This is a genomic window from Haemophilus sp. 27098_8_127, assembly GCF_041433495.1.
Lineage (GTDB): Bacteria > Pseudomonadota > Gammaproteobacteria > Enterobacterales > Pasteurellaceae > Haemophilus_D.
The window spans coordinates 1-23,918 of sequence record NZ_JAPWBP010000012.1 but is presented as its reverse complement, the minus strand read 5'-3'; the positions used below and the strand labels follow the sequence as shown (position 1 = coordinate 23,918).

General features: G+C 38.1%; 30 protein-coding genes. 23 read left to right on the top strand and 7 right to left on the bottom strand.

All coding sequences use genetic code 11. The features are described from left to right. A partial coding sequence (locus O3746_RS09915) for a recombinase family protein (RefSeq protein ID WP_371448924.1) occupies positions 1-482 on the bottom strand: 482 nt, incomplete at its 3' end. A gap of 157 nt (positions 483-639) precedes the next feature. On the opposite strand from O3746_RS09915, the gene O3746_RS09910 reads away from it, so the two are divergent. The 16 genes from O3746_RS09910 (at position 640) to O3746_RS09835 (ending at position 14,814) form a co-directional block, all read left to right on the top strand. Then, the gene (locus O3746_RS09910) at positions 640-1,617 is read left to right on the top strand and encodes a hypothetical protein (protein ID WP_371448922.1); all 978 of its coding nucleotides are present in this window, start codon (positions 640-642) and stop codon (positions 1,615-1,617) included. 11 nt (positions 1,618-1,628) lie between these two features. Next, entirely contained in the window at positions 1,629-2,066 is a 438-nt protein-coding gene (gene ssb / locus O3746_RS09905) for a single-stranded DNA-binding protein (RefSeq protein WP_005541349.1), read from the top strand. 21 nt (positions 2,067-2,087) lie between these two features. After that, the gene (locus tag O3746_RS09900) at positions 2,088-2,732 is read left to right on the top strand and encodes a lytic transglycosylase domain-containing protein (RefSeq protein ID WP_232088536.1); all 645 of its coding nucleotides are present in this window, start codon (positions 2,088-2,090) and stop codon (positions 2,730-2,732) included. A gap of 26 nt (positions 2,733-2,758) precedes the next feature. Then, positions 2,759-3,046, top strand: coding sequence for a TrbC/VirB2 family protein (locus O3746_RS09895; protein WP_117281812.1), 288 nt, complete (start codon positions 2,759-2,761; stop codon positions 3,044-3,046). Between the two features lie 12 nt (positions 3,047-3,058). Further along, the gene (locus O3746_RS09890) at positions 3,059-5,830 is read left to right on the top strand and encodes a VirB4 family type IV secretion/conjugal transfer ATPase (RefSeq protein ID WP_371448919.1); all 2,772 of its coding nucleotides are present in this window, start codon (positions 3,059-3,061) and stop codon (positions 5,828-5,830) included. 10 nt (positions 5,831-5,840) lie between these two features. Further along, positions 5,841-6,566 (top strand): type IV secretion system protein, encoded by a 726-nt coding sequence (locus O3746_RS09885; RefSeq protein ID WP_371448917.1) that lies wholly within the window; start codon positions 5,841-5,843, stop codon positions 6,564-6,566. Positions 6,567-6,587: 21 nt separating this feature from the next. Then, positions 6,588-6,812 carry an EexN family lipoprotein gene (locus O3746_RS09880; protein WP_005540598.1) on the top strand — a complete coding sequence of 75 codons (225 nt, stop codon included), beginning with the start codon at positions 6,588-6,590 and terminating at the stop codon, positions 6,810-6,812. 11 nt (positions 6,813-6,823) lie between these two features. After that, positions 6,824-7,825, top strand: a complete 1,002-nt coding sequence (locus O3746_RS09875; RefSeq protein WP_371448914.1) for a type IV secretion system protein — start codon at positions 6,824-6,826, stop codon at positions 7,823-7,825. A 207-nt stretch (positions 7,826-8,032) separates the two neighbouring features. Further along, complete coding sequence (locus O3746_RS09870) at positions 8,033-8,719, top strand: virB8 family protein (RefSeq protein WP_117281815.1); 687 nt, start codon at positions 8,033-8,035, stop codon at positions 8,717-8,719. A 1-nt stretch (position 8,720) separates the two neighbouring features. Continuing rightward, positions 8,721-9,578 (top strand): P-type conjugative transfer protein VirB9, encoded by an 858-nt coding sequence (gene virB9 / locus O3746_RS09865; RefSeq protein ID WP_117281816.1) that lies wholly within the window; start codon positions 8,721-8,723, stop codon positions 9,576-9,578. A gap of 9 nt (positions 9,579-9,587) precedes the next feature. After that, on the top strand, positions 9,588-10,697 hold the full coding sequence (virB10, locus tag O3746_RS09860; protein WP_117281817.1) for a type IV secretion system protein VirB10: 1,110 nt from the start codon (positions 9,588-9,590) through the stop codon (positions 10,695-10,697). Between the two features lie 12 nt (positions 10,698-10,709). Beyond that, complete coding sequence (gene virB11 / locus O3746_RS09855; protein ID WP_117281818.1) at positions 10,710-11,741, top strand: P-type DNA transfer ATPase VirB11; 1,032 nt, start codon at positions 10,710-10,712, stop codon at positions 11,739-11,741. Positions 11,742-11,743: 2 nt separating this feature from the next. Then, the gene (locus tag O3746_RS09850) at positions 11,744-13,480 is read left to right on the top strand and encodes a type IV secretory system conjugative DNA transfer family protein (protein WP_371448910.1); all 1,737 of its coding nucleotides are present in this window, start codon (positions 11,744-11,746) and stop codon (positions 13,478-13,480) included. A 33-nt stretch (positions 13,481-13,513) separates the two neighbouring features. Then, positions 13,514-13,951, top strand: a complete 438-nt coding sequence (locus O3746_RS09845) for a cag pathogenicity island Cag12 family protein (RefSeq protein ID WP_371448908.1) — start codon at positions 13,514-13,516, stop codon at positions 13,949-13,951. Then, positions 13,935-14,267, top strand: a complete 333-nt coding sequence (locus O3746_RS09840) for a TrbM/KikA/MpfK family conjugal transfer protein (RefSeq protein WP_061886632.1) — start codon at positions 13,935-13,937, stop codon at positions 14,265-14,267. Before O3746_RS09845 ends, O3746_RS09840 begins: the two co-directional genes overlap by 17 nt. Before the next feature lie 91 nt (positions 14,268-14,358). After that, a complete protein-coding gene (locus O3746_RS09835; RefSeq protein WP_243578119.1) occupies positions 14,359-14,814 on the top strand; it encodes a hypothetical protein in 456 nt (151 codons plus the stop codon). An 88-nt stretch (positions 14,815-14,902) separates the two neighbouring features. Here O3746_RS09835 and O3746_RS09830 read toward each other — a convergent pair whose 3' ends face one another. Continuing rightward, positions 14,903-15,187 (bottom strand): type II toxin-antitoxin system RelE/ParE family toxin, encoded by a 285-nt coding sequence (locus O3746_RS09830; protein WP_111297591.1) that lies wholly within the window; start codon positions 15,185-15,187, stop codon positions 14,903-14,905. Next, positions 15,184-15,351, bottom strand: a complete 168-nt coding sequence (locus O3746_RS09825) for a hypothetical protein (protein WP_165820512.1) — start codon at positions 15,349-15,351, stop codon at positions 15,184-15,186. Before O3746_RS09825 ends, O3746_RS09830 begins: the two co-directional genes overlap by 4 nt. Before the next feature lie 279 nt (positions 15,352-15,630). On the opposite strand from O3746_RS09825, the gene O3746_RS09820 reads away from it, so the two are divergent. From O3746_RS09820 to O3746_RS09805, 4 genes are read left to right on the top strand one after another with little or no spacing between them, the layout of a single operon-like run. Further along, a complete protein-coding gene (locus O3746_RS09820) occupies positions 15,631-15,762 on the top strand; it encodes a hypothetical protein (protein ID WP_267900668.1) in 132 nt (43 codons plus the stop codon). A 22-nt stretch (positions 15,763-15,784) separates the two neighbouring features. Then, positions 15,785-16,426, top strand: coding sequence for a ParA family partition ATPase (gene parA / locus O3746_RS09815; RefSeq protein ID WP_371448904.1), 642 nt, complete (start codon positions 15,785-15,787; stop codon positions 16,424-16,426). Further along, positions 16,419-16,658, top strand: coding sequence for a hypothetical protein (locus tag O3746_RS09810; protein ID WP_111297589.1), 240 nt, complete (start codon positions 16,419-16,421; stop codon positions 16,656-16,658). Before parA ends, O3746_RS09810 begins: the two co-directional genes overlap by 8 nt. 51 nt (positions 16,659-16,709) lie before the next feature. Next, on the top strand, positions 16,710-17,552 hold the full coding sequence (locus O3746_RS09805) for a Fic family protein (protein ID WP_111297588.1): 843 nt from the start codon (positions 16,710-16,712) through the stop codon (positions 17,550-17,552). Between the two features lie 256 nt (positions 17,553-17,808). Here O3746_RS09805 and O3746_RS09800 read toward each other — a convergent pair whose 3' ends face one another. Further along, positions 17,809-18,012, bottom strand: coding sequence for a type II toxin-antitoxin system RelB/DinJ family antitoxin (locus O3746_RS09800; protein ID WP_117281809.1), 204 nt, complete (start codon positions 18,010-18,012; stop codon positions 17,809-17,811). A 381-nt stretch (positions 18,013-18,393) separates the two neighbouring features. Here O3746_RS09800 and O3746_RS09795 point away from each other — a divergent pair, with 381 nt between their 5' ends. Next, on the top strand, positions 18,394-19,401 hold the full coding sequence (locus tag O3746_RS09795) for a replication protein (RefSeq protein WP_117281808.1): 1,008 nt from the start codon (positions 18,394-18,396) through the stop codon (positions 19,399-19,401). Positions 19,402-19,978: 577 nt separating this feature from the next. On the opposite strand, the gene O3746_RS09790 is transcribed toward O3746_RS09795, so the two are convergent. Genes O3746_RS09790 through O3746_RS09780 form a run of 3 tightly spaced genes read right to left on the bottom strand, consistent with a single transcriptional unit; the run spans position 19,979 to position 21,526 of the window. Continuing rightward, on the bottom strand, positions 19,979-21,106 hold the full coding sequence (locus O3746_RS09790) for an ArdC family protein (RefSeq protein ID WP_117281827.1): 1,128 nt from the start codon (positions 21,104-21,106) through the stop codon (positions 19,979-19,981). A gap of 17 nt (positions 21,107-21,123) precedes the next feature. Next, entirely contained in the window at positions 21,124-21,261 is a 138-nt protein-coding gene (locus O3746_RS09785) for a hypothetical protein (protein ID WP_162879360.1), read from the bottom strand. Then, the gene (locus tag O3746_RS09780) at positions 21,242-21,526 is read right to left on the bottom strand and encodes a hypothetical protein (RefSeq protein WP_117281826.1); all 285 of its coding nucleotides are present in this window, start codon (positions 21,524-21,526) and stop codon (positions 21,242-21,244) included. Before O3746_RS09780 ends, O3746_RS09785 begins: the two co-directional genes overlap by 20 nt. 613 nt (positions 21,527-22,139) lie before the next feature. On the opposite strand from O3746_RS09780, the gene O3746_RS09775 reads away from it, so the two are divergent. Both O3746_RS09775 and mobP1 read left to right on the top strand, forming a co-directional pair. Then, entirely contained in the window at positions 22,140-22,682 is a 543-nt protein-coding gene (locus O3746_RS09775) for a hypothetical protein (RefSeq protein WP_371448900.1), read from the top strand. Continuing rightward, positions 22,652-23,818: a MobP1 family relaxase gene (gene mobP1 / locus O3746_RS09770; protein ID WP_371448898.1), complete on the top strand. Its 1,167-nt coding sequence runs from the start codon at positions 22,652-22,654 to the stop codon at positions 23,816-23,818. The genes O3746_RS09775 and mobP1 overlap by 31 nt, the downstream gene beginning before the upstream one ends. The last annotated feature ends 100 nt before the right edge of the window (positions 23,819-23,918 follow it).

Sequence of the window (23,918 nt, the reverse complement as noted above, 5' to 3'; positions counted from 1 at the left end):
ATCGTCCAACCGGCCTTTAACAGTTCTCTTATTATTTCTATATTATCTTCTGTCATTTTAGGCGGGCGTCCTATTCTTACACCCTGTTCTCTTGCAAATTTTATACCTGCTTTTGTGCGTTCAATGATACTGTTACGTTCCATTTCTGCAAATATGGACGCAAAATAAAATAACCATTCTCCAAATATTGTTCTTGTGTCTATGTTTTCGATAAGGCTGACAACACTCACCTTTTTCTCCTTTAGTGTTTCAAGAACCCGGCTTGATTGAGAAACGCTACGTCCTAACCTATCTAATTTCCATACTATGAGCGTATCTCCTTCCCTGAGAAAAGTTAATGTCTTTTTGAATTCCCTACGGTCATCAGAATTTCCACTTTCTTTTTCAGAAAAAATTTTTTCACATCCAGCATTTATCAGTGCTTGGATCTGCATTTCATAGTTTTGTTCTTTTGTCGATACGCGGGCATAACCAACTAACATAATTCACCTCTTTTTATTCGGATAATAGCTGATTTTACAATGACTTCCAAAAAATATTTCTGGAGGACTTTTTAGAACGAAAGGTGGGCATTTATGAGCTCAATAAAAAAATTCCAAAAACCGATCCGTTTTTGGAATTAACAAGTAAGAGGGCTTAATGATGTACACACCGCAAAATGAAAGCGAACTTAAAAAGGACGTGGATTTTGATATAAATCATCGTGTTGCTGATTTTGAGGCGATTCGCTTACGTCTGGATAATCCGGCGTATGAAAAAGCTTTTATGCAAGCGCTCGAAGATAAATATCAAAAACCGCCACAAATTGAAGCGCGCTCTTCCTTTTTTGAAGAAATCAGAACGATTTCTAAAAATAGTATGGAATTTATTAAACGTTATTTTGAAAGATTGGATGCCGCTATTTTAAGCAAGGATAAAGGGCAAAGTATTGCACCTGCGGTTTATCAGTCGATTGCAGATAAACAAACCCTGCGCAACGAAATAGATACTTGGGTAAAAAATAGCAATCAAAACCCTGCCTATCATGAGCAATTTACGCTTGCACAAAAAGATTCAGCTTTATATTTCAAGGATGATATATCTGCCGATGAAATGCGCCGTAAATCACAAAATAGCCTTTATCACACCGCCTTTGAAGATAATTTACGCTTACAGGCTTACAGTAACCCGCAATTCAGTTTGCAACAAGCCGAAGCGTACATTGCCAAATTCAGCATTGAATCATTGCGTGACCGCTCAAAAGAACAGGTCATCAATCCTGCCGAAAAGACCGTTAATTCACCTGAAAAATACGGTAATGCTAAAGAAGATTTAATCCGTTGGGATAACCAGAAAATTACCCCGCTAGAGCTGGGCAAAAAATTACAATCGCCGGAATACAAGACAGCGTTTGAAAATGCGTTGCATGAACAATACAAGCCTGGTCTTGAAGGTGGTTTCGGACATAGCTTTAACGGCTCCGATAAAGAAAAGTCTGCGCAATTTGTGGCTATGCGAATTGCCGGAATAGAAAGCGCTATCCGTGTCGCTGAAAAATATAAAGAAATACGCGCCAATATGGGCAAAGGCGTAAATAAAGAGCCGGAAAAAGCCCAGACAAGAGATTTTGAACGTTAAGGAGAAAAGTTATGGCTGGAGTTAATAAAGTCATTATCGTTGGTCGTTTAGGCAATGAGCCGGAAATGCGCGCCATGCCGAACGGAGAAGCTGTCGCGAATATTAGTATTGCGACCAGTGAAAGCTGGACGGATAAAAATACCGGCGAACGCCGGGAAGTAACCGAATGGCACCGTGTCGTATTTTATCGCCGTCAAGCGGAAGTGTGCGGTGAATACCTGCATAAAGGCTCACAAGTGTACATTGAAGGGCGTTTAAAAACGCGTAAATGGCAAGACCAAAGCGGGCAAGACCGTTATACCACTGAAATTCAAGGTGATGTATTGCAAATGTTAGGTGATCCGAAATCAACACAGGCACCGGCACAAGCCCAGGCTAAACCGGTAACGTCACCACAACCGCAAGCGGGAACTCCAGCAGATAATTTTGATGATGATATTCCGTTCTGAGTTGAGTAAAAGATTATGTCAATGACAGCTCTACAAATGATTGCTATATGCGCCCCGCTCGTTCATCCGGATACTGCGTTATCTGTGATGAAAGAAGAAAGCAAATTAAATCAATTTGCGATAGGCGTAGTAGATGGCTGGGTAAAACAACCCACTGACTTTAATAGTGCGGTATTAACCGCACAACAACTTGAAAAGGAGGGGAAAAACTATTCTGTCGGACTTATGCAAATCAACAAACATAACTTTTCACGCTATGGAGTAACACTTGAGCAAATGTTTGACCCTTGTAATAACTTGCAGGTGGCGCAACAAATTTTGCAAGACTGTTATCAACGTAGCGGCAGTGTCAATGACGCGTTGAGTTGCTATTACTCCGGAAATTTCTTACGTGGATACAAAAGAGATTTTCGAGGAACCAGTTATGTCGAAAGAGTGCATGCACAACTCTTTGAACCGACCCCGGAAAAAAGTTTTGCGATTCCCTCTTTGAAAAATGAACCTTTACCTGTTGCTGCTGTTGCCGAAGTAGCAAAAGTAACCACAACTAAAAAGGAGAAAAAACCACAACAAGCCAGGAAAAACCGTCATCAAGTCAGATTATATAAAAATCTTCCTCCGGTAACACCGCCGGCAGAAGATAAGAAACTTGCTTCTATCAACTAATTATTAACCAATAAAGGACGTTAAAGATGTTTAATAAACTTTCTCATAAACTGCATTACACACTTATTCCAGCGCTTTTCATGATGGCAACCAACCCCGCTTTTGCCGGTGGTTTACAAAAAACAAAACAATATTTAAGTCAATTCTCAACTGAAATTCATGGTTTTGCGGGTATTGTCTTTTTATTAGCTGGTTTATTTGCAGGTTATCAAATGATGTGGAGAGGGCAACCTTTCGAAAGTATAGCAAAAGTGATTTATGGTGCGATTACATTAATTGTTGTTCCTGAAATTGCACTGTGGTTATTCCCTTAAAGAAGGTAAAACATGCAAGCCGATTCAGAAAATACAATCAGTGGTGAACCGCTTTTTAAAGGCATGATAACACAAGCCACGATCGGCGGTATCCCCATTCCAATAATATTTGCCATTGCTTTTCTTAGTGGTCTGGCATATTTCATCAGCGGGAAATTATATGCCGTATTACCGGCTATTCCGCTACTTATTGGCACAAGATTACTGTATGAAACAGATAGGGATTTTTTAACATTGAATATGCTCAATTTTAAGACAAATAGCGGGTTAGGTAAGATCGTGCGTTTTTTTGGCAGTAAAACGTTTACGGCACAAAAATACAATCGAACCGCTTTTTCTGAAAATCGAATCGAAACATTAGGTATTAAACTGGGTGAACAAAAGGATTATTCCAAATTCATTCCTTATTCTTCTCATATTGCACCGAATGTCGTGATTACCCGTAACGGTGATTTAGTCGCCACCTGGTGTTGTAAAGGGGTGACGTTTGAAACCGCAGAAAATTATGAGCTCAATCTTAGTAAAGAAAAGTTGAATACCTTAATCCAATCTTTTTCTAAAAAAGGGGTTAGTTTTTATCAGCATAATATTCGCCATAAAGTCAATGAAACCTTGGATGGTCATTTTTCTTCCGAGTTTACGCAGGAAGTAAATGATAAATACTATGCCGGTTTTAATAATGGAACATTACAACGTAACATACTATACGTTACGTTGGTTTATACCCCTTATTCAAAACTGGAAAAAATATCTCGTAAAACAACCAAGTTAAAGGATAAAAAACAGGAGCTTGCTTATCAGTTAGAGACTATGCAAGAAATGTGTTCCCGCTTGGATAAAGCACTGGAAGATTTTCGCGGTGAAGCGTTAACAACCTTTAATAAAGGCGGTGCGCTTTATTCTGAACAATTATCGTTTTACAACTATCTGATTACAAATCGTTGGCAACCTGTACGCGTTACCTCCACGTCGTTTTATCACTTACTGGGGAATACCGATTTACATTTTGGCAAAGAAACTGGGCAAATTACTTTTAATGGTGAAAGCCGTTTCTTCCGCTGTCTTGAAATTAAAGATTATACGGAAGAAACCTGTGAGGGTTTTTTTGACGCATTAATGTATATCAATGCCGATTATGTCATTACACAATCTTTTCAGTCCATGCCAAGCAATGTTGCAAAAGAGAAGTTAGACAGACAGCAAAAACGCTTAAATTCCTCAAACGAGGCTGCCATTTCGCAAGTTGATAATTTAACTGTTGCATTGGATGATTTAGCAAGTGGTCGTTTATCCTTTGGTTATTATCATTTTGGCATGATGGTGTACGGTGATTCTATAAAAGATGTTACTGATAAAACCAATGAAATTATTGCGGTATTAAGTAGTTTAGGTTTGATTATTACATTGGCAAATACGGCGTTAAGCGCGTCTTATTTCGGTCAATTCCCGGCAAATTTTGCCTACCGTCCACGCCTGGCAATGTTAAGTTCAAGAAATTATGCGTCGCTAACTTCTTTACATAATTTTGCCTCCGGTAAACGCAACGGGAACCCTTGGGGAGACGCGGTAACGTTACTGAAAACGCCAAACGGTCAACCGTACTATTTTAACTTTCACCAAAGCGCACCCGGTGTTGATGACAGAGGCGAAAAACGGTTGGGGAATACCGCAGTATTCGGGCAAGCGGGTTCCGGTAAAACTATGTTGATGACGTTTCTCATGACACAACTGGATAAATTCAGACATACCTCTACTTTTTTACCGACCTCGGTAAAACGTGAATTGACAATGGTATATCTGGATAAAGATTACGGTGCGGAAGCCTGTATTCGTGCCATGGGCGGAAAATACATGCTGATCCGTAAAGGTGTGCCGACCGGTTTTAATCCGTTTATGTGTGAAAACACGCCGGAAAATCTGTCTTTCCTTTCCACGTTGATGAAAATGTTAGTTACGCGTAACGGCAGAACGTTGTCATCACTCGATGAAGAAGAATTATTCAAGGCGGTTAAATCGGTGATGGAATTTGATATGGAATACCGCAGTTATCCGATTTCACGCGTGATTGAACATTTGCCGGAAGGCTCAACTAAAGCCGAAAAAGAAAACTCCCTTGCCCGTCGTTTGAAAAACTGGGCGCAAGGTGGGGAATTCGGTTGGGTATTTGATAATCCTGCCGATACGTTAGATTTTACCGGGCATGCCGTATTTGGCATTGATGGTACGGAGTTTTTAGATGACCAGGATACTTGTAGTCCGCTTTCTTTCTACTTATTACACCGTATCGGAAAATTATTAGATGGTCGTCGTTTGATCATTTTTATGGATGAATTCTGGAAATGGTTAAAAGATGAAGCGTTTTCCGACTTTGCCTATAACAAATTAAAAGTTATTCGGAAAGAAGATGGAATTGTTATACCGATGACCCAAAGTATGGATGAAGTGTTGAAAAGCCCAATTTCCCGCGCGGTAGTTGAGCAATGTGAAACAACCATTTGTTTACCTAACCCGATTGCCCGCAAAGTGGATTATGTGGATGGTTTCGGAATCAGTGAAAAACAATTTGAAATTATCCGTGAATTACAACCGGATTCCCGTACTTTCTTAGTGCGTAAAGGGCTAGAAACAGCCTTAGCTAAGTTAGATTTAAGCGGTTTAGGGCGTGAAAACTTAAAAATTCTGTCAACCAGTAAGGATAACGCAGAAATCCTACATCAAATTATCGAAGAAGTCGGCGAAGCCGCTAATGACTGGATTCCGATTTATAAACAACGTTGTGTATAAGGAGAACGTGATGAAAATGTTTAAAAAACTCAGTTTAGTTGCTGTTTTATCTATGCCGGTATTGGTGCAAGCCGGAATTCCGGTTGTTGATCCCGCAGCTGCCGGTCAACGTCAAATGAGCATGCTTCAAACCGTGCAACAATGGGCAAAAGAGGCTAAACAGTGGACGGATACAGTTTCGCATTATAAAAATGAGCTGAAAGCGTATGCCGACCAATTAGCCTCACAAACCGGCATTCGTGATGTGCAGGCTTTCATCGGTGAAGCTCATAGTTTGTATGGTGAAATAAATGGCTTAAAATCGGAGTTTACCCCGGTAATCGATTTAGTTTCCGGTGGGAAAAACGCATTAAGCGCGAATGCCAAAAGCCTGTTTGAAAAATACAACCTTTTCGACCGTTGTAAGAATTTACGTCAAGGTGAAATTACTTCCTGTGAAGCAAATATTGTTTCCACCGTGGAAAGTATGAGCTTCTTAGATTCGTTTGAAAGTAACGTCAATAGTAAATTGAAAACTATTGATAAACTCGCTAAACGGATGACAAAATCTCAAGATGTCAAAGAAAGCCAGGACTTAAAAAATGCAATGGACGTGCAGTTGGCCGCATTGCAATCACAAAAAGTCCAGTTGGATTTATTCAACGCACGGCAAACGGAATACCGTCGCTTAATGAATGAGCAACAAAAACAACTCGCCTCCCAGCGTCGTCTAAATGGCAAAGGTGGTAGTTATTAATTAATAAAACGGAGTATTCTCATGAAAAAACTACTTATGATGGTTACATTAACTTTTTTAGTATCTGCCTGTTCTGAAGAAGTTAAAAGCATAGACTACTATAAAGAACATACGACAGAACGTTTAAAAATGTTAGAAGAATGTGAGAAAAAAGCCGAACCGCTGATGGCAAATTCTAATTGCCGAAACGCAAATAAAGCTCAAGCAAGTATTCGTCGCTCGAATATTCGCGGAGGAAATTATTAGGTTAATAAAAAATGAGATTTTTTGAGACTATAGATTCATTCATAACAGACTTACTGGCTTCGGTCAGTCAGTCTATGAGTTCGGGTTTTGCTAACTCTCTTTATAGTATAGTTGGTGCTAGTTTATTGCTCTATTATACCCTTAAAGGTTTTGCAATATTTGCAGGCAAAATGGAAGCGCCAGCAAAAGAACTCTTATATGATTTTGCCAGTAAAATGATCATCATTTCTATAATGATGAATTATGGTGGCTATTTAGATGGCGCATTAGCAATAATTGATGATCTCAAAACCAATTTAACCGGTTTTACCGGAAACGGTATAGCCGGTTTAATGGATGACCAGTTAGATCTAGGTACAGATATTGCTAGCCAACTTTTTGACTTAGATAAATCTGAATACGTCCCAGCAGAAGGATTAGTAGCCTCTGGCTTAGCTTGGATTGGTATTGCCTTTTCTTTGTTTGTACCATTTTTTATATTTATTTTTACAACTATCACATTAAAACTATTAACCGTTACTGCGCCAATTTTTGTTTTCTGTGTGCTATATAATTTCTTACGTAACATGTTTAATAACTGGCTCCAACTTATTTTTGCCAATATTCTTACTGTCGTGTTTATCGGTATTTCACTTCGTATTGGAATGTCATTCTTTGGTAAAAATATCACTTCATTACTATTACAAGCTAGTGAACTTAACTTAATAAGGGTCGGATTTGAAATTTTAGGATTTGGTATTCTTATGGCGTTAATATCCTACCTATCATTAACTTACGCCTCCCAGTTAGCTTCAGTATCTGTAGAAGGTGCTGCTTATTCTGCCGGGTTACGAGGAATAGGCGGAATCTTTAGCAGTGTTAAAAATGCCGTACAAAATACCGCCCGCTTTGGCATGGGTGCAAGCGGTGCCGGATACAGTCGCGCACCGACCGCTTATAAGGTCGGTAGTGCAATACATCGAACGGCGCGGGCAGTCGCCAATTCAGTAAGGAATCGCGCCGGCAAGTCTTAATTTTTCCATTATTTTTCATTATGCAATTTACTTTGTAGAGGTTTTTACACTTAAAAGAGAGGTTTTTATGCAAAAAATACACAAATTATGCTTATTTTTTGTACTTTTTAATCTGGTCGGTTGTTCGTCAAGTTGGCCGGATGATTTAAAAGGTACATCCTTTGAACCTGTTAATAAAACAATGCAACCGCAAGGAGAACATAAAAAATGACCAATATCGAACAAGACATTCTTGACCAAAATCGGGATTTAGAAGCCAAAAACCAGGAGAATATCGAAAAATCAGAAGCCCGCGCCTGGAAAGTGGCCAGAATATCCTGGCTGATTAGCCTCGTTCTCGGTGCGGTCATTGTCAGTATTTTACCGTTGCGCGAAGTTGTCCCGTTTCTGATTCGTGATAACGGTACGGGTATTCCTGACGTCATTACTCGTTTGGATGTGGAAACGTTGACCACAGATGACGCCATGGATAAACATTTCATCAGTCAATATATCAAAACACGTGAAGGCTATTATTTCAACACCTTGCAACAAGAATATGAACTTACGCAAATGATGAGTAGTGATGAAGTTGCGAAGGATTATCGTAGCATTTATGAAGGTAAGAATGCACGTGACCAAAAATTAGGTAGTAGTAACACCGTTAAACCAGAAATCATTTCTATTGTGTTATCTAAAAAAGAAGTTGGTACGGATGGCCAAGCAAGCAATATTGCAACTGCCCGCGTTCGTTTAATTCAACGTAATTTGTCAACTGGAGAAGAAACGGCAAAAAATATTGTAGTTTCTTTAACTTATGAATATTTACCAGTGAAAAATATGGTTGAAGGGTTCCGCATGGATAACCCGTTAGGGTTTATTGTGACACATTACCGGGTAGATAATGAGGCTTAATATGCGCAAATTACTTTGTTTATTGCTTATCGTGTTCGGCACGGAAACTTACGCGGCTAGCACACCGATAAAATCAAAATATGATGACCGAATTCAATCACAAGTTTATAACGCGCTAGATGTGACAAAAGTCTATGCGAAAGATGGATATTCTTCTGTGATCGTTTTTGCTGAAGATGAACGTATTTCATACAAACATACTGGTTTTCAGGACGGTTGGGATATTACTGATAATGCAAATTTTGTGTTGATTAAGCCTTTGGCGGTCAAACAGCAAAGCAGTGAAGGTGAAAGCTATTTTGAACCGACCCCAGGGCAATGGAATACCAACTTATTCATCAACACTAATAAACGGACTTATTCTTTTGATTTGATTCTTGTCCCGGAAAATTCGACTTCCTCTTACCAGGTCAATTTCTCCTATCCGACGGAAAAAGAAAAGCAACAAGTCGCGCAACGTCAAAAAGATAAACGTGATCGTGAACAGCAAGCCATTGAAAAATCCTTGCAAAGTACCAAAACACCGAAAAATTGGGATTACGTAATGAAAGTTAAGGCTGGTAGCGAAACCATTACACCGAACTATGCGTACGATGATGGCATATTTACTTATCTTGGCTTTGCCCCGAATAAAACCTTTCCTGCAGCCTTCTTGTTAGAAGGATCCACGGAAAGTCTGTTAAATACCAATGTTAAACAAGACGGTAATTATCAGGTATTAGTCATCCAAAAAACAGCAGAAAAATTGGTGTTACGTAGCGGTGAAAAAGTGGTCGGCATTTACAATCAAAGTTACGGAAAAACACCGGTAACTTATAACACGACCATTTCACCAAATGTGGCAAGAGACGAACGATAGGAGGCAGAGATGAACGATAACAAAACCATTCAGCCGAAGGATGACAAAACGGAAACTGATTATCAACCGGAAGTCAGCAAAATTGCCAAACGCGGTAAAAACCAAAATTTATTTATTTTTCTGATTATTGCACTGCTTGCCGTGGCGTTTTTGGGTTATTCCTTTTTGAATAAAAAGGATACGCAACCGGCACAGGCTAAGGAAAAAGAAGAATTCGGTACGACAGTGCGTTCAAAAACATTTACGGCACCACCGGCAGAAATCCCGGCGATTTTAAATCCGGAGCCACAACCAATTTCTACCGCAACCGCTCCAGTAGAAAATCATAGTACGACAGAGGCGTTAGATATGCCATCCGCCCCCCGTTTAATCAAAGGATTGTCTCCGGGTACTATCGATGGCGAAACATTACAAGCCGTTTCAGATGTTCAGAATACAGATACAACTGACACGGTAACTAACCAACCACCGGAACCGGCAAAAGGCGATATGTTTGAAGATAACGTCAGCACGTTTAAAGCGGGTAAAGCTCATAAACTCCCGGTTAATGCTAATTTATTGTTGGCAAAAGGCACGTTTATACAATGTTCCTTACGCACAAAACTTGTTTCCACCGTAGCCGGCAATCTAGGCTGCGTTGTGGCAAACGATGTATATAGTGCAAACGGTACGGTATTACTGATTGAAAAAGGCTCTACTGTGTTTGGTGAATTCCGTAACGGTCAGATCCAACAAGGCGAAGAACGTTTATTTGTGGTTTGGAGTGAAATCCGTACACCGAAAAATATCATCATCAACATTAATTCCGGTGCAACGGACGAATTAGGCGGAACCGGTATTCCGGGCTATGTAGATAATCATTTTTGGGAACGTTTCGGTAATGCCATCATGTTAAGCATGATCACCGATTCAACCAGTGCATTATCTACTCAATTAGCCAAACGGGGTACATTTAATCCAACTGATACGGTGCAAGCCGGCTCGGAAATTGCACAAAGTATCCTGGAAAAAACCATTAATATTCCCCCTACGCTTTATAAGAACCAAGGGGATTTAGTGGGGATTTTTGTTGCACGAGATATTGATTTTGGCGATGTGTACGAATTGAAACAGAAATAGGAGGTATAAACCATGGTCATAAATTCTTCCGGAGATGTCTCAATTTCACTCCATGCCAACAAATTATTTGGTGAATTGCTTGAAGATGAAGCTATTACAGAGATTGCGATTAATCGCCCCCGTGAAATTTTCTTTGAAAAAAATGGTGTATGGTATTACCAGGAAGCAGCTCATATTACTTATGATCTCTGTGATTCTTTTGCACGTGCATTAGCAAAATATCGGTCTGATTATATTGGTGATATGAAACCGATTCTTTCTGCGGTACTACCGAACGGCGAACGAACACAGGTTATCACTCCTCCTGCATGCGAACGGGAAACCATCAGTATTACGGTGCGAAAACCCAATAAGTCTTTTTTTGACCTGGATTATTACATCAACAACGGCTTTTTTAGCCGTGTCATCAAGACGGAAAATCATTTATCAGAAGATGACCAACAATTATTGGAAATTTATCATAAAGGCGATTATGCGGAATTTCTTAAACAAGCGGTTATCTGTGGGAAGAATATTGTGATTGCCGGGGAAACCGGCTCCGGGAAAACTACTTTAATGAAAGCCCTGGTCGATTATATTCCGTTGCATGAACGCCTAGGCACCATCGAAGATACTCCGGAATTATTCTTACGCCAACATAAAAATTATTTCCACTTATTCTATCCAAGTGAAGCGAAAAACGGCGATTTAATCACAGCAGCCTCTTTACTGAAATCCTGCTTACGGATGAAGCCCGATCGTATTCTGCTTGCGGAATTACGCGGAGGGGAAACCTATGATTTTATCAATGTTGTTTCTTCCGGGCATAACGGCTCGATTACCTCTTGTCACGCCGGTTCGGTTGCTGAAACTTGGGAACGGCTTATCTTAATGACCTTGCAAAACGACCAGGGACGCACCCTCTCTTATGATGTGATCCGTCGTTTATTGCAACAAACCATAGATATTATCGTGCATGTTACAAATAGCCACGAATACGGCAGACATATGACGGAAATCTATTTTGATCCGCAGGCCAAACTGAACTCTCTCAAGGTGGATTAACTATGAAAAAAGCCAATATTGCGCTATTCCTGTTTGTCACAATGATTCCGACGTATTTTCTTACCGGGCTTTTACTTCTGTTGGCAAATAAAATTCGTCTGATTGAAGCGTTCAAGCGTTACTACCCTACTCTTACGCTGGATGCCATCCTGGGAAATTATCCGAAAATCTGGCAATCTCTCCTTATTAGTTTTGTAGTGAGCTTATTAATCATGCTTAAGCTATTCTATCAACCTAAAAAATCCCTTTATGGTAACGCTGAATTTGCCACAAAATCAGAAGTACAAAAAATGGGTTTATTGGAAGAAAAAAACGGGATTATCGTCGGCAAACTTGGTAATAAACTGCTTCGCTTTATCGGTGCGCAATTTGTTTCACTGGCAGCGCCGACACGGGGAGGTAAAGGCGTAGGGATTGTTATTCCAAATTTACTGGCATGGGAACAATCTGTGGTTGTGAAAGACATTAAAAACGAATGCTATCGTATCACCAGTAAATATCGACAAAAAATATTAGGGCAAAAAGTCTATCGCTTTGCCCCGTTTGACCGTAATACGCACCGGTTTAATCCGCTGGATTGTATTGATATGCGCGACCGAGCGCGCGCCGAACTCGATTTAAAAAATCAGGCTATGGGCTTATACCCGCTCACCGGCGACCCGGATAAAGACTTTTGGCAGCACCAGGCACAGAATCTTTTTGTAGCAACCACTTTTCTACTTTGGGATATGCGTCAAAAAAGCCTTACCGATATGACACTGACCTATGCCAATCTATTACGCTTACATGCCGGTTTTGATGAAACGCAAGAAGACGGTTCAATAGAACATATTGATTTTGCGCAACACGCGCGTTTATGCGTTCAATCCGGCATTGCTCACCCAACAACTGCCGATAAACTTAATATTTATTTAATGGCGTGCGAATCCGGTAAGACAAAAAGTAGTATCGATTCAACCTTTATTATCCCATTAACCATTTTTCAAAATGAAATTGTTGAACACGCTACCTCTGCCAGTGATTTTGATTTACGCGCTTTACGCCGGGAAAAAATCACGATTTATTTCCACATTTCGGCAAATGATTTAATCCTGGCTCCGCAAGTCGCTAATCTGTTTATGAGCATGGTTATTGCTAACAATATTGACGAACTACCGGAAACCAACCCAACATTAAAATATCAGTTATTACTACTAATGGATGAGTTTACTGCCGTCGGTATGTTGAGCATTATCAATAAATCGGTAGGGTTTATCGCCGGTTATGGTTTACGCCTATTGATTATTTATCAATCACAAGGGCAACTTCGTGCTGATAAGCCTAATGGTTACGGTAAAGATGGTGCTAAAGCTATCCTGGATAATATCGCCTGTAAAATCCTGTACGCCCCGGATAACCAGGAGGACGCAGAGGAATATTCAAAAGTGCTGGGCAATCGTACTGTAGATAAATTAAGCCATAGTCGCGGAAAAACGTCCAGTCACAGCATTACCGACCACGGGCGACCGTTGCTTTTACCGCAGGAGTTCAGATTAATCGGGGAATTTAAAGAGGTGGTGATGTTAAACAACAGTAAACCGATTCTATGTAATAAGGCCGTGTATTACAACGACCCTTATTTCATCGATAAATTGAAAGCGGTTTCCCCACAACTCCGTGCATTAGGCAAGAAATTACCGACTAAAGCGCAACTGGAAAAAGCCATGTTCAGTGGTGAGCTTTCCGCCCAATCTATTTAATCCACAAAAACTGTGAATAACCAGGAGGATAATATGAAAAAATTTTTAATTATGAATACGTTAATCCCTGTTTGCTTTTTAAGCGCATGCAGCTCATCACCGCCTTTACCGCCACAAATCGATGAAGACGCCCCGGCAATCTATTTAAATAATCAGGTGTACCGACAAACACCAACTGCAACAGTGCCAAAAAACGCCGGCGATCATAATGGGCAACCTTGGGTATATCAATATGTGAACTTAGATAGAAACGATTATGTGAATGAAACAGAAAAAGTTCGTTTTTTCTACTTTGCTCATCATGCAGATAGTATTGAAATCTACGGTCAGCCAGCGCGTACCGAAGCCTATAAATACTGGTTACAGGCAAATGGGGTAAGCGCCAACATCAGCACACACCCAAAAGACTTGTTAAAAAATAATGTTAATATTACTTTCAGAAGAGGAGTTAAAAATGAAAAAGCCCTTTAAAATCGCTGTGATATGTCTTGCCTTATGCAGTATGAGCCAGGTAAGTCATGCTGTAGATGAATTAACCGGTGATACGAAAACCGCTTGTGAAGCTCTACTCTGCTTATCATCACCAAAAGACGCGGCGAAAACGCCGGAATGTCATCCGCCGTTAAATAAGTTCTATTCAATTCGGGCTAAAAAAGCACACGAAACATTAAAGAAACGTCGTAATTTTTTAAAATTGTGTCCAGATTCTAACGAGGACTCTATTAATCAAGCGTTATCGAGCAAATGCGCCCGCAAGCCGTTTAGTCGAAGATGTATGTTTAAATAAAAACATAAACACACTTAAGAATAAAAGCATAAATATTGATTTATGCTTTTATTTTTGCTATTATGCAAGAACAATAATCTAGGAGGAAGGTATGTTTGAATCTACAACAAATATTTTCGATAAAACAAATATCGATAGTGCAATAAACTACATATTACAATCTGATGAATATCAATTCTGCGTCACAGGAGCACATGGAATAGGTAAATCCTATTTGCTTAAACAACTTAAACAAATAGATGATTCATCAATTTTAATTGATGTTGATTTATCTAATGAAAGCTGGTCATCAGATATTAAAAAAGCAATAAGAGATATAACGACAGGTCAGCAGAATGCACATTATTTACTTCTTGATCTCTCTATGAACCCTTTCTATAGTGATGGTATTTATGAAAAATACATTTATCCCTTTGCGAAGATGTGTAAAAAATTGGGTTGTAAGTTAGTTATAACTCTTTACCCAAGTGAATTAAATTTGGGGCAACCAAAGGTAAGTTCCGTCTTTGATATTATTAATCTTAGTAAAATTGAGGATACGCAATAAGTACAAGATATTAGTTTGATTCTATAAAAAAATAAAAGCATAAATCAATATTTATGCTTTTATTTTTATAATGATATGGAATGCCCAGCTATATTACAAATTCCCGCCCTTTCGCCAGGAACGCAGAAATATAAACCACGTCATCGCGCACAATAAATTTTACACTATGCCCGTTCTTAACCGTATAGATATGAAATCGATCGTCATTATAGGCGGTCGCTACATAGGATAGCTTTTGAGTCAGCTCTCGAATTTCCCGGTGAAAGCGAAAGGACACTTCCCGGCTCTGACTGTCATACAAAATAAAGCGGGCTTTTTCTAAAAGCTGTTGTTCCGCTTCTTCCGTCCAAACTACCGTATAATCCAATTTCATTTTAAGTCCAACACTTTTTCCAGGTTAGCTAAAACTTCTTCATTGGATTTGACTTTAATTTCTCCCCTGTCGATTTTGGCAAAAAACAGGCTTTCTTCGGAAAGCGTGACTTTTTGCGGTAAGTAATCGTCTTTACGGTAAGATTCTTGCGCATTTAAGCTCATCGTGATTCCCTCGCTAAAAAGTTAGTCATCATCATAGATAAAACCGGTAACAATAGCAACTCATTAGCATAAAAACATATTTACGCAAAAACGCAAATATGACTATTTTAGCGCGTAAAACAAATATGTTTTTATGTAAAAATATAAAAAAATAAATATTGATTTATGTTTTTTGTGTTTGGTATAGTTATTCCCGTGGTAACACAAAAAAGAAACCTCTGATAGCGGTCACTATCAGAGGTTGGCACATAACTTATATCCCAGCAAGGAGTACAAATCATGCAACTTAATCATATCATTATCTCTCTTCTTATCGCAAGCCAAACTGGCAGACCGGTACACATCCCGGCGATGAAAGGCAAAGAATTTGCCGAATTCATGTCATTGTTACGCATTGCATTACAGTCTTAATTATTAAAGGAGGCCCTTTATCATGAAAGTTATATCTGTTTTAAGTCAGAAAGGTGGCAGTGGTAAAAGCACGCTTTCTATCAATATTGCCCGCTGCCTGCAACTTAAAGGCTTTGATGTCGCATTAATTGATACCGACCCACAAGCGTCCGCGCGTGAGTGGAATGCGCTTGCCGGTGATGATTTTTTCCCGGTGTTTGCTTGTGATAAAGGGCTCTCTGAAAAAGAAATCCGAGCACTTGGTCGCCAGGCAGATTTTTTAATTATTGATGGTGCGCCACGTATTGAAAAAGCCATGACCGATTCGATTAAACTTGCCGATTACATTCTGATCCCACTGAAACCATCACAATTTGATATTTGGGCATGCAAAGATTCGATAGAGTTGGTGCAAGCACGTATGCAAATTGATGATAAGCTCAAAGCAGGGTTAGTCATCAGTCAAACGAATAAGCAGACAAATTTAGCTAAAGAAGTTATTGAATTTATCAACGAAAACTTTGAAATACCGTTATTAGAGGGGAGTACGGCGGTACGCGTCAGCTATGCAGAAGTCTTAAGTTCCGGTAATACGGTTTTTGAAAGTCAATCTAAAGAAGCGAAAGCAGAGATTAATCAAATCACAAATGAAATTTTAACTGCACTAGGAGTTCAATATGAATAAATTAACAAAAGGCACACTAAGCAAATCCGGGCTTTCTATGGGTAGCATTGAAAAAACGGCTATGCCACAGCTCAAAGAGGAAGTAACTATTGCCGAACAACGAACTACCATCATGATTCCGGTGGATGTTTACAAAGCAGCGAAGAAATACGCGTTACTTAATGATATTAAGTTGAAAGAGTATTTTAATGACTTACTTAGTAAGGATTTAAAAGAAAAAGGCATGTTATAAATATTTATACAAAAATATAAATATTTTTAAGCATAAAATGGAAAAGTGAACATGAATACTGTAAACGAACTAAAAAAAGTATTGGATTCGAAGCGTCCGCTTGACCCGGTTACGACAAAATCTTTACAAGATGATTTTATGTTGCGTTATAACCAAGCGTCTAATGCGATTGAGGGCAACCAGCTCACTTTAATTGAAACCCGGGTATTACTGGAAAATGGGATTACGGCCAAGGGGAAACCGTTTAAAGATCACCTGGATGTAATCAACCACAGGGAAGCCATTAATTACCTATTGGATATAGTGAAAGCGAAAGAATCACTATCCGAACGCCATATTAAAGAATTTAATGCGTTGTTACTGAAAGGCACAGAGAAAGAAATTTATGCCGGCAAATACCGCAGTGTACCGGTAATGATTCAAGGTGCGGAGCATATTCCCCCACAGCCTTATTTGTTACAAAACGCCATGGAACGATTGATTGAACAAAATCGCCTGGATAAAGAAAACCAAACGCCGGCACTTGAACGAATTGCGAAACTCCATGCGGATTTTGTTGGGATTCATCCTTTCGTTGATGGCAACGGGCGCACCGGGCGTTTAATTATGAATCTTGAACTGATGAATGCCGGTTACAGTATCGCCATTATTGAGCCGACGGATAGGGAAAACTATTACAACGCGCTAGCAAAGGCAGATAAGGGCGATTATCAAGCCATTACCCGGTTACTCAAAGATTCCGTACAACGTTCGATAGAACGTGAATTACAGGTAATCTATCCGCAGTGGCAAAAGGATTATCCTAAACTTGCCTATGAAGTTGCGAAAAAAAAGGAAATAGCCGAAAAAAAGCCTGAAATTTCCTTAAATAAGGAACAGGAGAGGACACTATGAGTTATTATCTTTGCAATTATGGGATGATTTTTTAAGTTTTGAAAAAAGGAGTATTTATGAAAGGCTATGGATATATTGTAGAAAAACGATATTCATCTAAATTCTTAGGCAACGCGAAAGAGATAAAGTATAACTAAGAGGATGTAACAACTAAACTCCTATCTAAATTTAAACTCTAAAATTCCAAAAACGGATCGGTTTTTATAACCGCGTTTATAATCATCTTTAACAGATAATTTCTAGAGGATTATTTGGATTACAGCTTCCTTTCTTTCGCTATGCTTATCAATACAGCAGAATTTGTTAATTCATTTGGTAATTTTTTTTCATTTGCTATATAGCTTAAATATAGCCTAATGGCGTCAGAAACGGTTAATCCCATTTTTCGTAGTTCTTTAGCGGCTTGATTTTTCAGCGCCCTACTTGTGCGAACTCTAATTGAAATATCTGAATCTGTCATATGTCCTCATTGTATCCTTCTTGTGGGTATGGGTCAATAATAAAATACCATAAAAATGAGTTTTTTTAACTTAAAAAATAGATCTTTCTTGATCTTTTTTGTGCATAAAGAGTAGAATAGGGAGCATTAACTTGCTTTCTGCTCAAGAAATGAGATTTGAGGCGAGAGGAAACTGAAAAAGAAAAAGCACCTCGGCAAAGGTGCTTATTCAAGAAGTGTGTTTTAACGAACTCTACCAAAGCAACGTTTGAAACACGATTAATAAAATCAGTTAGTATTATACTGGGCTGAATGTTATTTGCAATAGTTTTAAACTAAATTTTTACATTGTGAGTACTTTAAAATCGTGATTCAAATGTTGCTTAACAAGAAATAGCAACAATGAAGATTAAACGTAAAAAAATCAACAGAACATTCGGCTTTAAGTCATCAAAACGAGCTGTCAACTATGAGAAGGCCGCGAAGAAAAAACATCGCAATCTTACTCCTTTCTTTACTCAAAATCTCCAGAGCCGGGAATTTGCTTATACAACGTGGTTTTTCCTGCAACGTTGTGAAACCCATAATTTCAATAAGAATCCTTACTTGAACGCTTTACGATTAAGTAAATATCAGCGTGAGACTATCCGCCGGGAACGTCGGGAAGTCCTTTCTGTTTTGTTGCCAACGCTTATTACGTACTGTGACTTTTCTCCGGCAAGCGATTATCTCTTTGAAGTCCGCTCAAACGTCGAACATATCGCTAATATGTGTAATCAGGCTTATGTATCGTGGGATAAGAACGGTAAAAATCGAGTGCGTTACGATACGGTACTCAATGCTATTCAAATGTTGGAAGACGCTGAATTGATTACTGTATTACGTGAGTATGACCGATTGGGACAAAAGCATAAACCAATGCGGATTTTCTTAAACGTTGAATTCTTTTTAATGTTCAACATTACAGAGAAAGAATTAAGAAAAATCCTGGTCGATTTCCATAAATATCAATTTGTGAACAATCGTGTAAATCAAACATTCGAGCGTTATAAAAAACATCTAGACAAACTGGAAAATAAAGGTGTGGCTGGTATTAAACAGCACTATTCATTAAAAAACTTACTCATCAAACGCCGAAAGGATTTGTTAGGCGAGCACGTCATTAAATTTGTTTCTCAACGTAAGCCGGTAAATTATCTTGATTTAGACATTGAAAGCGACGTTTTTAAACCTTGTTTTCGTTCGTTTGCCGACTGTAACACAACGGAAGAAGTACAAAAACTCCGCAAGCGTCTATATGACAAGGAGCGAATAAGACAACGAGCGCGAGAAAAAGCGGCAAACGATATTTTGTACCGGAAAGCCCTCAAAGAAAGCTACATGACCGATTTACAACATTACGCCTCTTAATTTAATCATCTTTTTTCAGTTGATGGCTTGGTTTTACTAAGTCACGACTCAACACATCTACCAATATAAAAATGCTTATAATTTAGGCTATTTCATCTACTTTATTTTTATTTCAGAGTAAAGATTGCATTGATACTAACCAAATTTTGCTAAATTCATGCGGCATTGTGAGTAAGTTGTGTGTTTGTTGTTAGGTAAATATTATTAAATTCGCCCTTAATTTCGGCACTAAACGTTATTCCATAATTTATTTTTAAATATAAAAATAAGGAACAGAAAATCTGCGATTTTCAAATAATAGGACCCTTGCTACCGCAAGGGCAAAATACACTCCGACCCAATATTCATTGGGTAACAGTATGCAACCAGTTTAAGAAATTTGCTCCTGTGCTTATCAAGGTCAAGCCCTCCGGGTTGGCTACGCCAAACCTTGACAATCACCCGCAAATTCTTAATGGTTTAGCATACCGTTACCCCCTCATTTGTGCTAAAGCACGATATAAACAAAAAGTGCGGTAAATTTCTACCGCACTTTTATTCTAATATGTTTAGTAATATTTATGTTTTTACATAAATATTATCTTTCCTTCTCTTGTTCTTTGATAGGTTCTTTTTGAAAGGCGAGCTGCGCCTTCAATTTATGATATGCTTCCACTGCATTTGACTTCATGGATTCATCAAAAGATTTATAGCCCTGATGTTGGCCAAACGTGATGATGTGATTGTTATGTTGAACAGCTTCTTTTGATGGAGATTTATCCAAGGTTAATTCTTTGTCATGTAGTGTAATGTAATTTGATACTTTTACAGCCGTTTTTATAGCGTCTTTAAAATCATCATTTGTCAGTTTGCCCGCCATAATCCACCCGCGCAAATATGCCAACGAATTTTTTTCATCGGAAAAATCTCGTTTAGGATTTTGCACGGCAATTTGATATTTCCTGGAAAGTAACATTGATGAAATTTCGGCGATAAGTTCTTCCTTGGCGTATTCTTTTGAATTCATATCAAAAGAAAGTTTCCTATTTAGTCTGGACGGGTGAGAAGTTGCATGAGACGCTTCATGTAGAAGTGTGCCGTAGTACTCTTTTTTGCCTTTGAACTGTGCCTTATCTGGAATCACGATGAGATCTAAATCCGGTTGATAGTAAGCCTTATTACTAAACTTTTCCTCAACATTAATATTCATGTTTCTAACAAGTTGTTCTATCCGTTCTATGTTATATAGATCGCGCTTTTTTCGGTCTTCTATTGTGATTTCCGGCGGGGTATATGGAGGGAGTCCGGTTGTTTGTTGAGCATTAAAAACAATGTAATATTTTGCTATATAGCCATCAATTATTTCTACTTCTCTTTGATTTTTCCCTTCTTGGTCAAGAATCGGATTACCGTTTTGGTCTTTTTTAATTCGTTCAATTTTATTCGTATAAAATTGTATCAATCGACCCTTTTCACCTTTCTTAACTTGTCCTCCGAGGGCTTTAATTTGCTTATAAGTAAACCATCGAGGATCATCATACGGGGAAAAATAAAGATTTAACTCATTAATGCCGGAGTATGGTCTGCCTGTATTTCCATTTTGGGGATATATATCAAAACTATTCCAGCGTTTTTCCCATTTTGAATCATTATTAATAATGGCATTACGTATTGTTTCCGCTAACCGATCTTCATAATCTGCGCGAATATCTTTTTTCTCTGCCATATCTTCTTCCTCATAAACTAATCGTCTGAATCGATTTCCGGATCAACTGCCTCTATATCAATTCCTGATGTATCCAAATCATAGATAACACCATCATCGGATAAATCCTTGTTGATTTCGTCTAAATCAGATTGGCTAATTGGTCGCGTTGTCATTTTTTTCTCCTTCATCAATACATAAAAAATGAACTACTTTAAAGTCATCATCTTTGAAGTTATTAATCAAGAATTCTCTAAAGTCTGCTTTAAAAGTTGGATTACTTTCGCATTTTTCCTTGATCATTAAATATGCTTTATAAGCCTTATCTTTATCATACTTAATCTTGTTTTCCTGTTCCTGCTTGATACGTAATTTTTCTTTTTTCTCCTCTAGTCTTAACTGCTCTCTTAACTTTTCGATTTTAGAATTTGTAATCTTCATGATTATTACCTTTTTGTTAAAAATATGTGTACCTATAGCTTGTCGCGCTACGCTTTTATCGCCGATGGCGACCGTGTGGAAAAATTGTGCAAAACTGCTTGCAGTTTTACACCGAATTTTACCACACTTAAAAGCTATTTTCGAAAATTATACACAGTCACTTACGCTCGCTTGCGCTCACTATTCGGGATAAGAAATTTTTGGGCTTTTTTTAGAGCTCCAAAAATTTCTTACCACTCATCCGTTCTTGTGCATAATTTTCGAAAATTTACCGCACTCCGAATCACTGAAATCTTTGTTATCAATTTTATCTGTATCGTGCTTTAGCACAAATGAGGGGGTAACGGTATGCTAAACCATTAAGAATTTGCGGGTGATTGTCAAGGTTTGGCGTAGCCAACCCGGAGGGCTTGACCTTGATAAGCACAGGAGCAAATTTCTTAAACTGGTTGCATACTGTTACCTCTGATAGTATCACTATTAGCTTAAATCTTCTACATTTCTTTGCGTAAATCTGAGTTTTGTGTTAGATTTAAGTCCATGTTCTTTAGAGGAATAATGCAGGATAGCGACAAGCGCCTTAAAGTGATACACCTTAGAAAAATAATGTAGCATGATTTCAAACAAAAATTGTAGAGTTATTATAACGTTAAATAACTCTTTAAGAAAAAAATTAGATGAAATTTGTGATAAAACTGGAAATAGTTTAAGTAGTTTAGTTGCTAAAGTTTTATCAAATTATTTTTCTGATGATGTAATGTTTATTGAAATGCTTCCGCCTCGTGAACTAGAAAAGAAGCAAATTAGAATAAGTCTTACACTTTCTGAAATTTCTGCATTGGAAATGCACTCAGAAAATCATGGATTTTCGATTAGTGAGGAAATTGTTTTTAGAGTTTTATCTACACTTTCTAACGAACCTAAACTTTTGAATGATGAATTATCTGAAATCATAAAGTTAAGAACAGCATTAAATCAAGTTGGGCGAAACGTTAATCAGATTGCTAAAAAATCATCTAAAGACATAAACGAAAAGGAACTATTAATAGCATTGAAAAATACTCAATTTTGGATTGATAAATTGGATAAAAAACTTGATGAATTAATTTCAAAAACGGTGGATAGATGGGCGTTCGTATCGAAAAAGAATGGTTAGTTAGAAGAGCTAAAAAAGATTCTTCAATTTCTTATTCTAGTAATAAGAAATTTAGAGAATCTAGCTATTCCTATAATGCTTCATCCAAACCAAAAGCACTACGTAATTTACAAAAATCTAATGAGGTTATGGTTAAAATTACAAGCAGCGGAAAGAATCTTAAAGCTATCAAGTCACACATGGATTATATTTCAAGAAATGGTGAGATTCAGTTAGAGGATGAACAAGGATTAGTTTATAAAGGTCGTGAGGAAGTGCGCGAGCTTAGAGATTATTTGCGTGATAATGGTGTTAAAATCAAGAAGAAAAATGAGCTTAAACGCGAGTATCGCCAAACGATGAATATTGTTTTTTCTATGCGTGATAAAAGCATTCCGGAGGAAAAAATTAAGAAGGCTGTTAAAGCCACTTTGAAAAAATTATATCCTGATAACATGTTCGTATTGGCTTGTCATGGTGATACGGATAATCCTCATTGTCATGTCATTTTAAAAATCGCCGATAACAATGGAAATCGAGTTAATATCAATCTTCATGATTTACAAGAAATCAGAACGTATTTTGCAAGATACCTTAATTCATTAAGCGTTGAGGCTAAAGCAACGCCGTTTAAAAAATCCATTAATAAATTACCTAGCCGAGCTGTCGAAATTGTCGATTTTGGTAAAGATTTTTATCACCATAAGCCTGAAAATAAAATGAGTTATTTTGTGACGTATAAGGCGCAAAATGGCAAAAATGTGACGATATGGAGTAAAACATTAGAGCAAAGTTTATTATCCTCAGATGTTAAACGTGGTGATGTTATATCGCTTAAAATCAGTCACATTGAAAAAGTTGCTTTACCTCGATTCATAAATGATAAATCGGGAAATATGAGTAATGAAATTATCTTGAATCGTAAGTATTGGAAAGCCGATATTGTTGAACGGTATAAAGGATTATCGTACAAGGCTGATCCATTAATTGAATATCAACGTGCAAGACGATTATCAATGCTGAATGCTTTAAATCAACAAGAACGCATTGCTAAGAGTAATGAAAAAGCCCTTTCTCCGAAAGAGCGTTATGAGCAAAATAAACGTAAACTATTAAGTGAACGTAAATTGCCGTCTGCACAAGAACGTTTTAGGTAGATTTTATAATGCTTTAGGGCGTAAATCCTCGATAATATCACTAGGAAAATAGGCATATATACTTGACTGTGATATGCCTAATTTTTCTGCTATTTTTTTT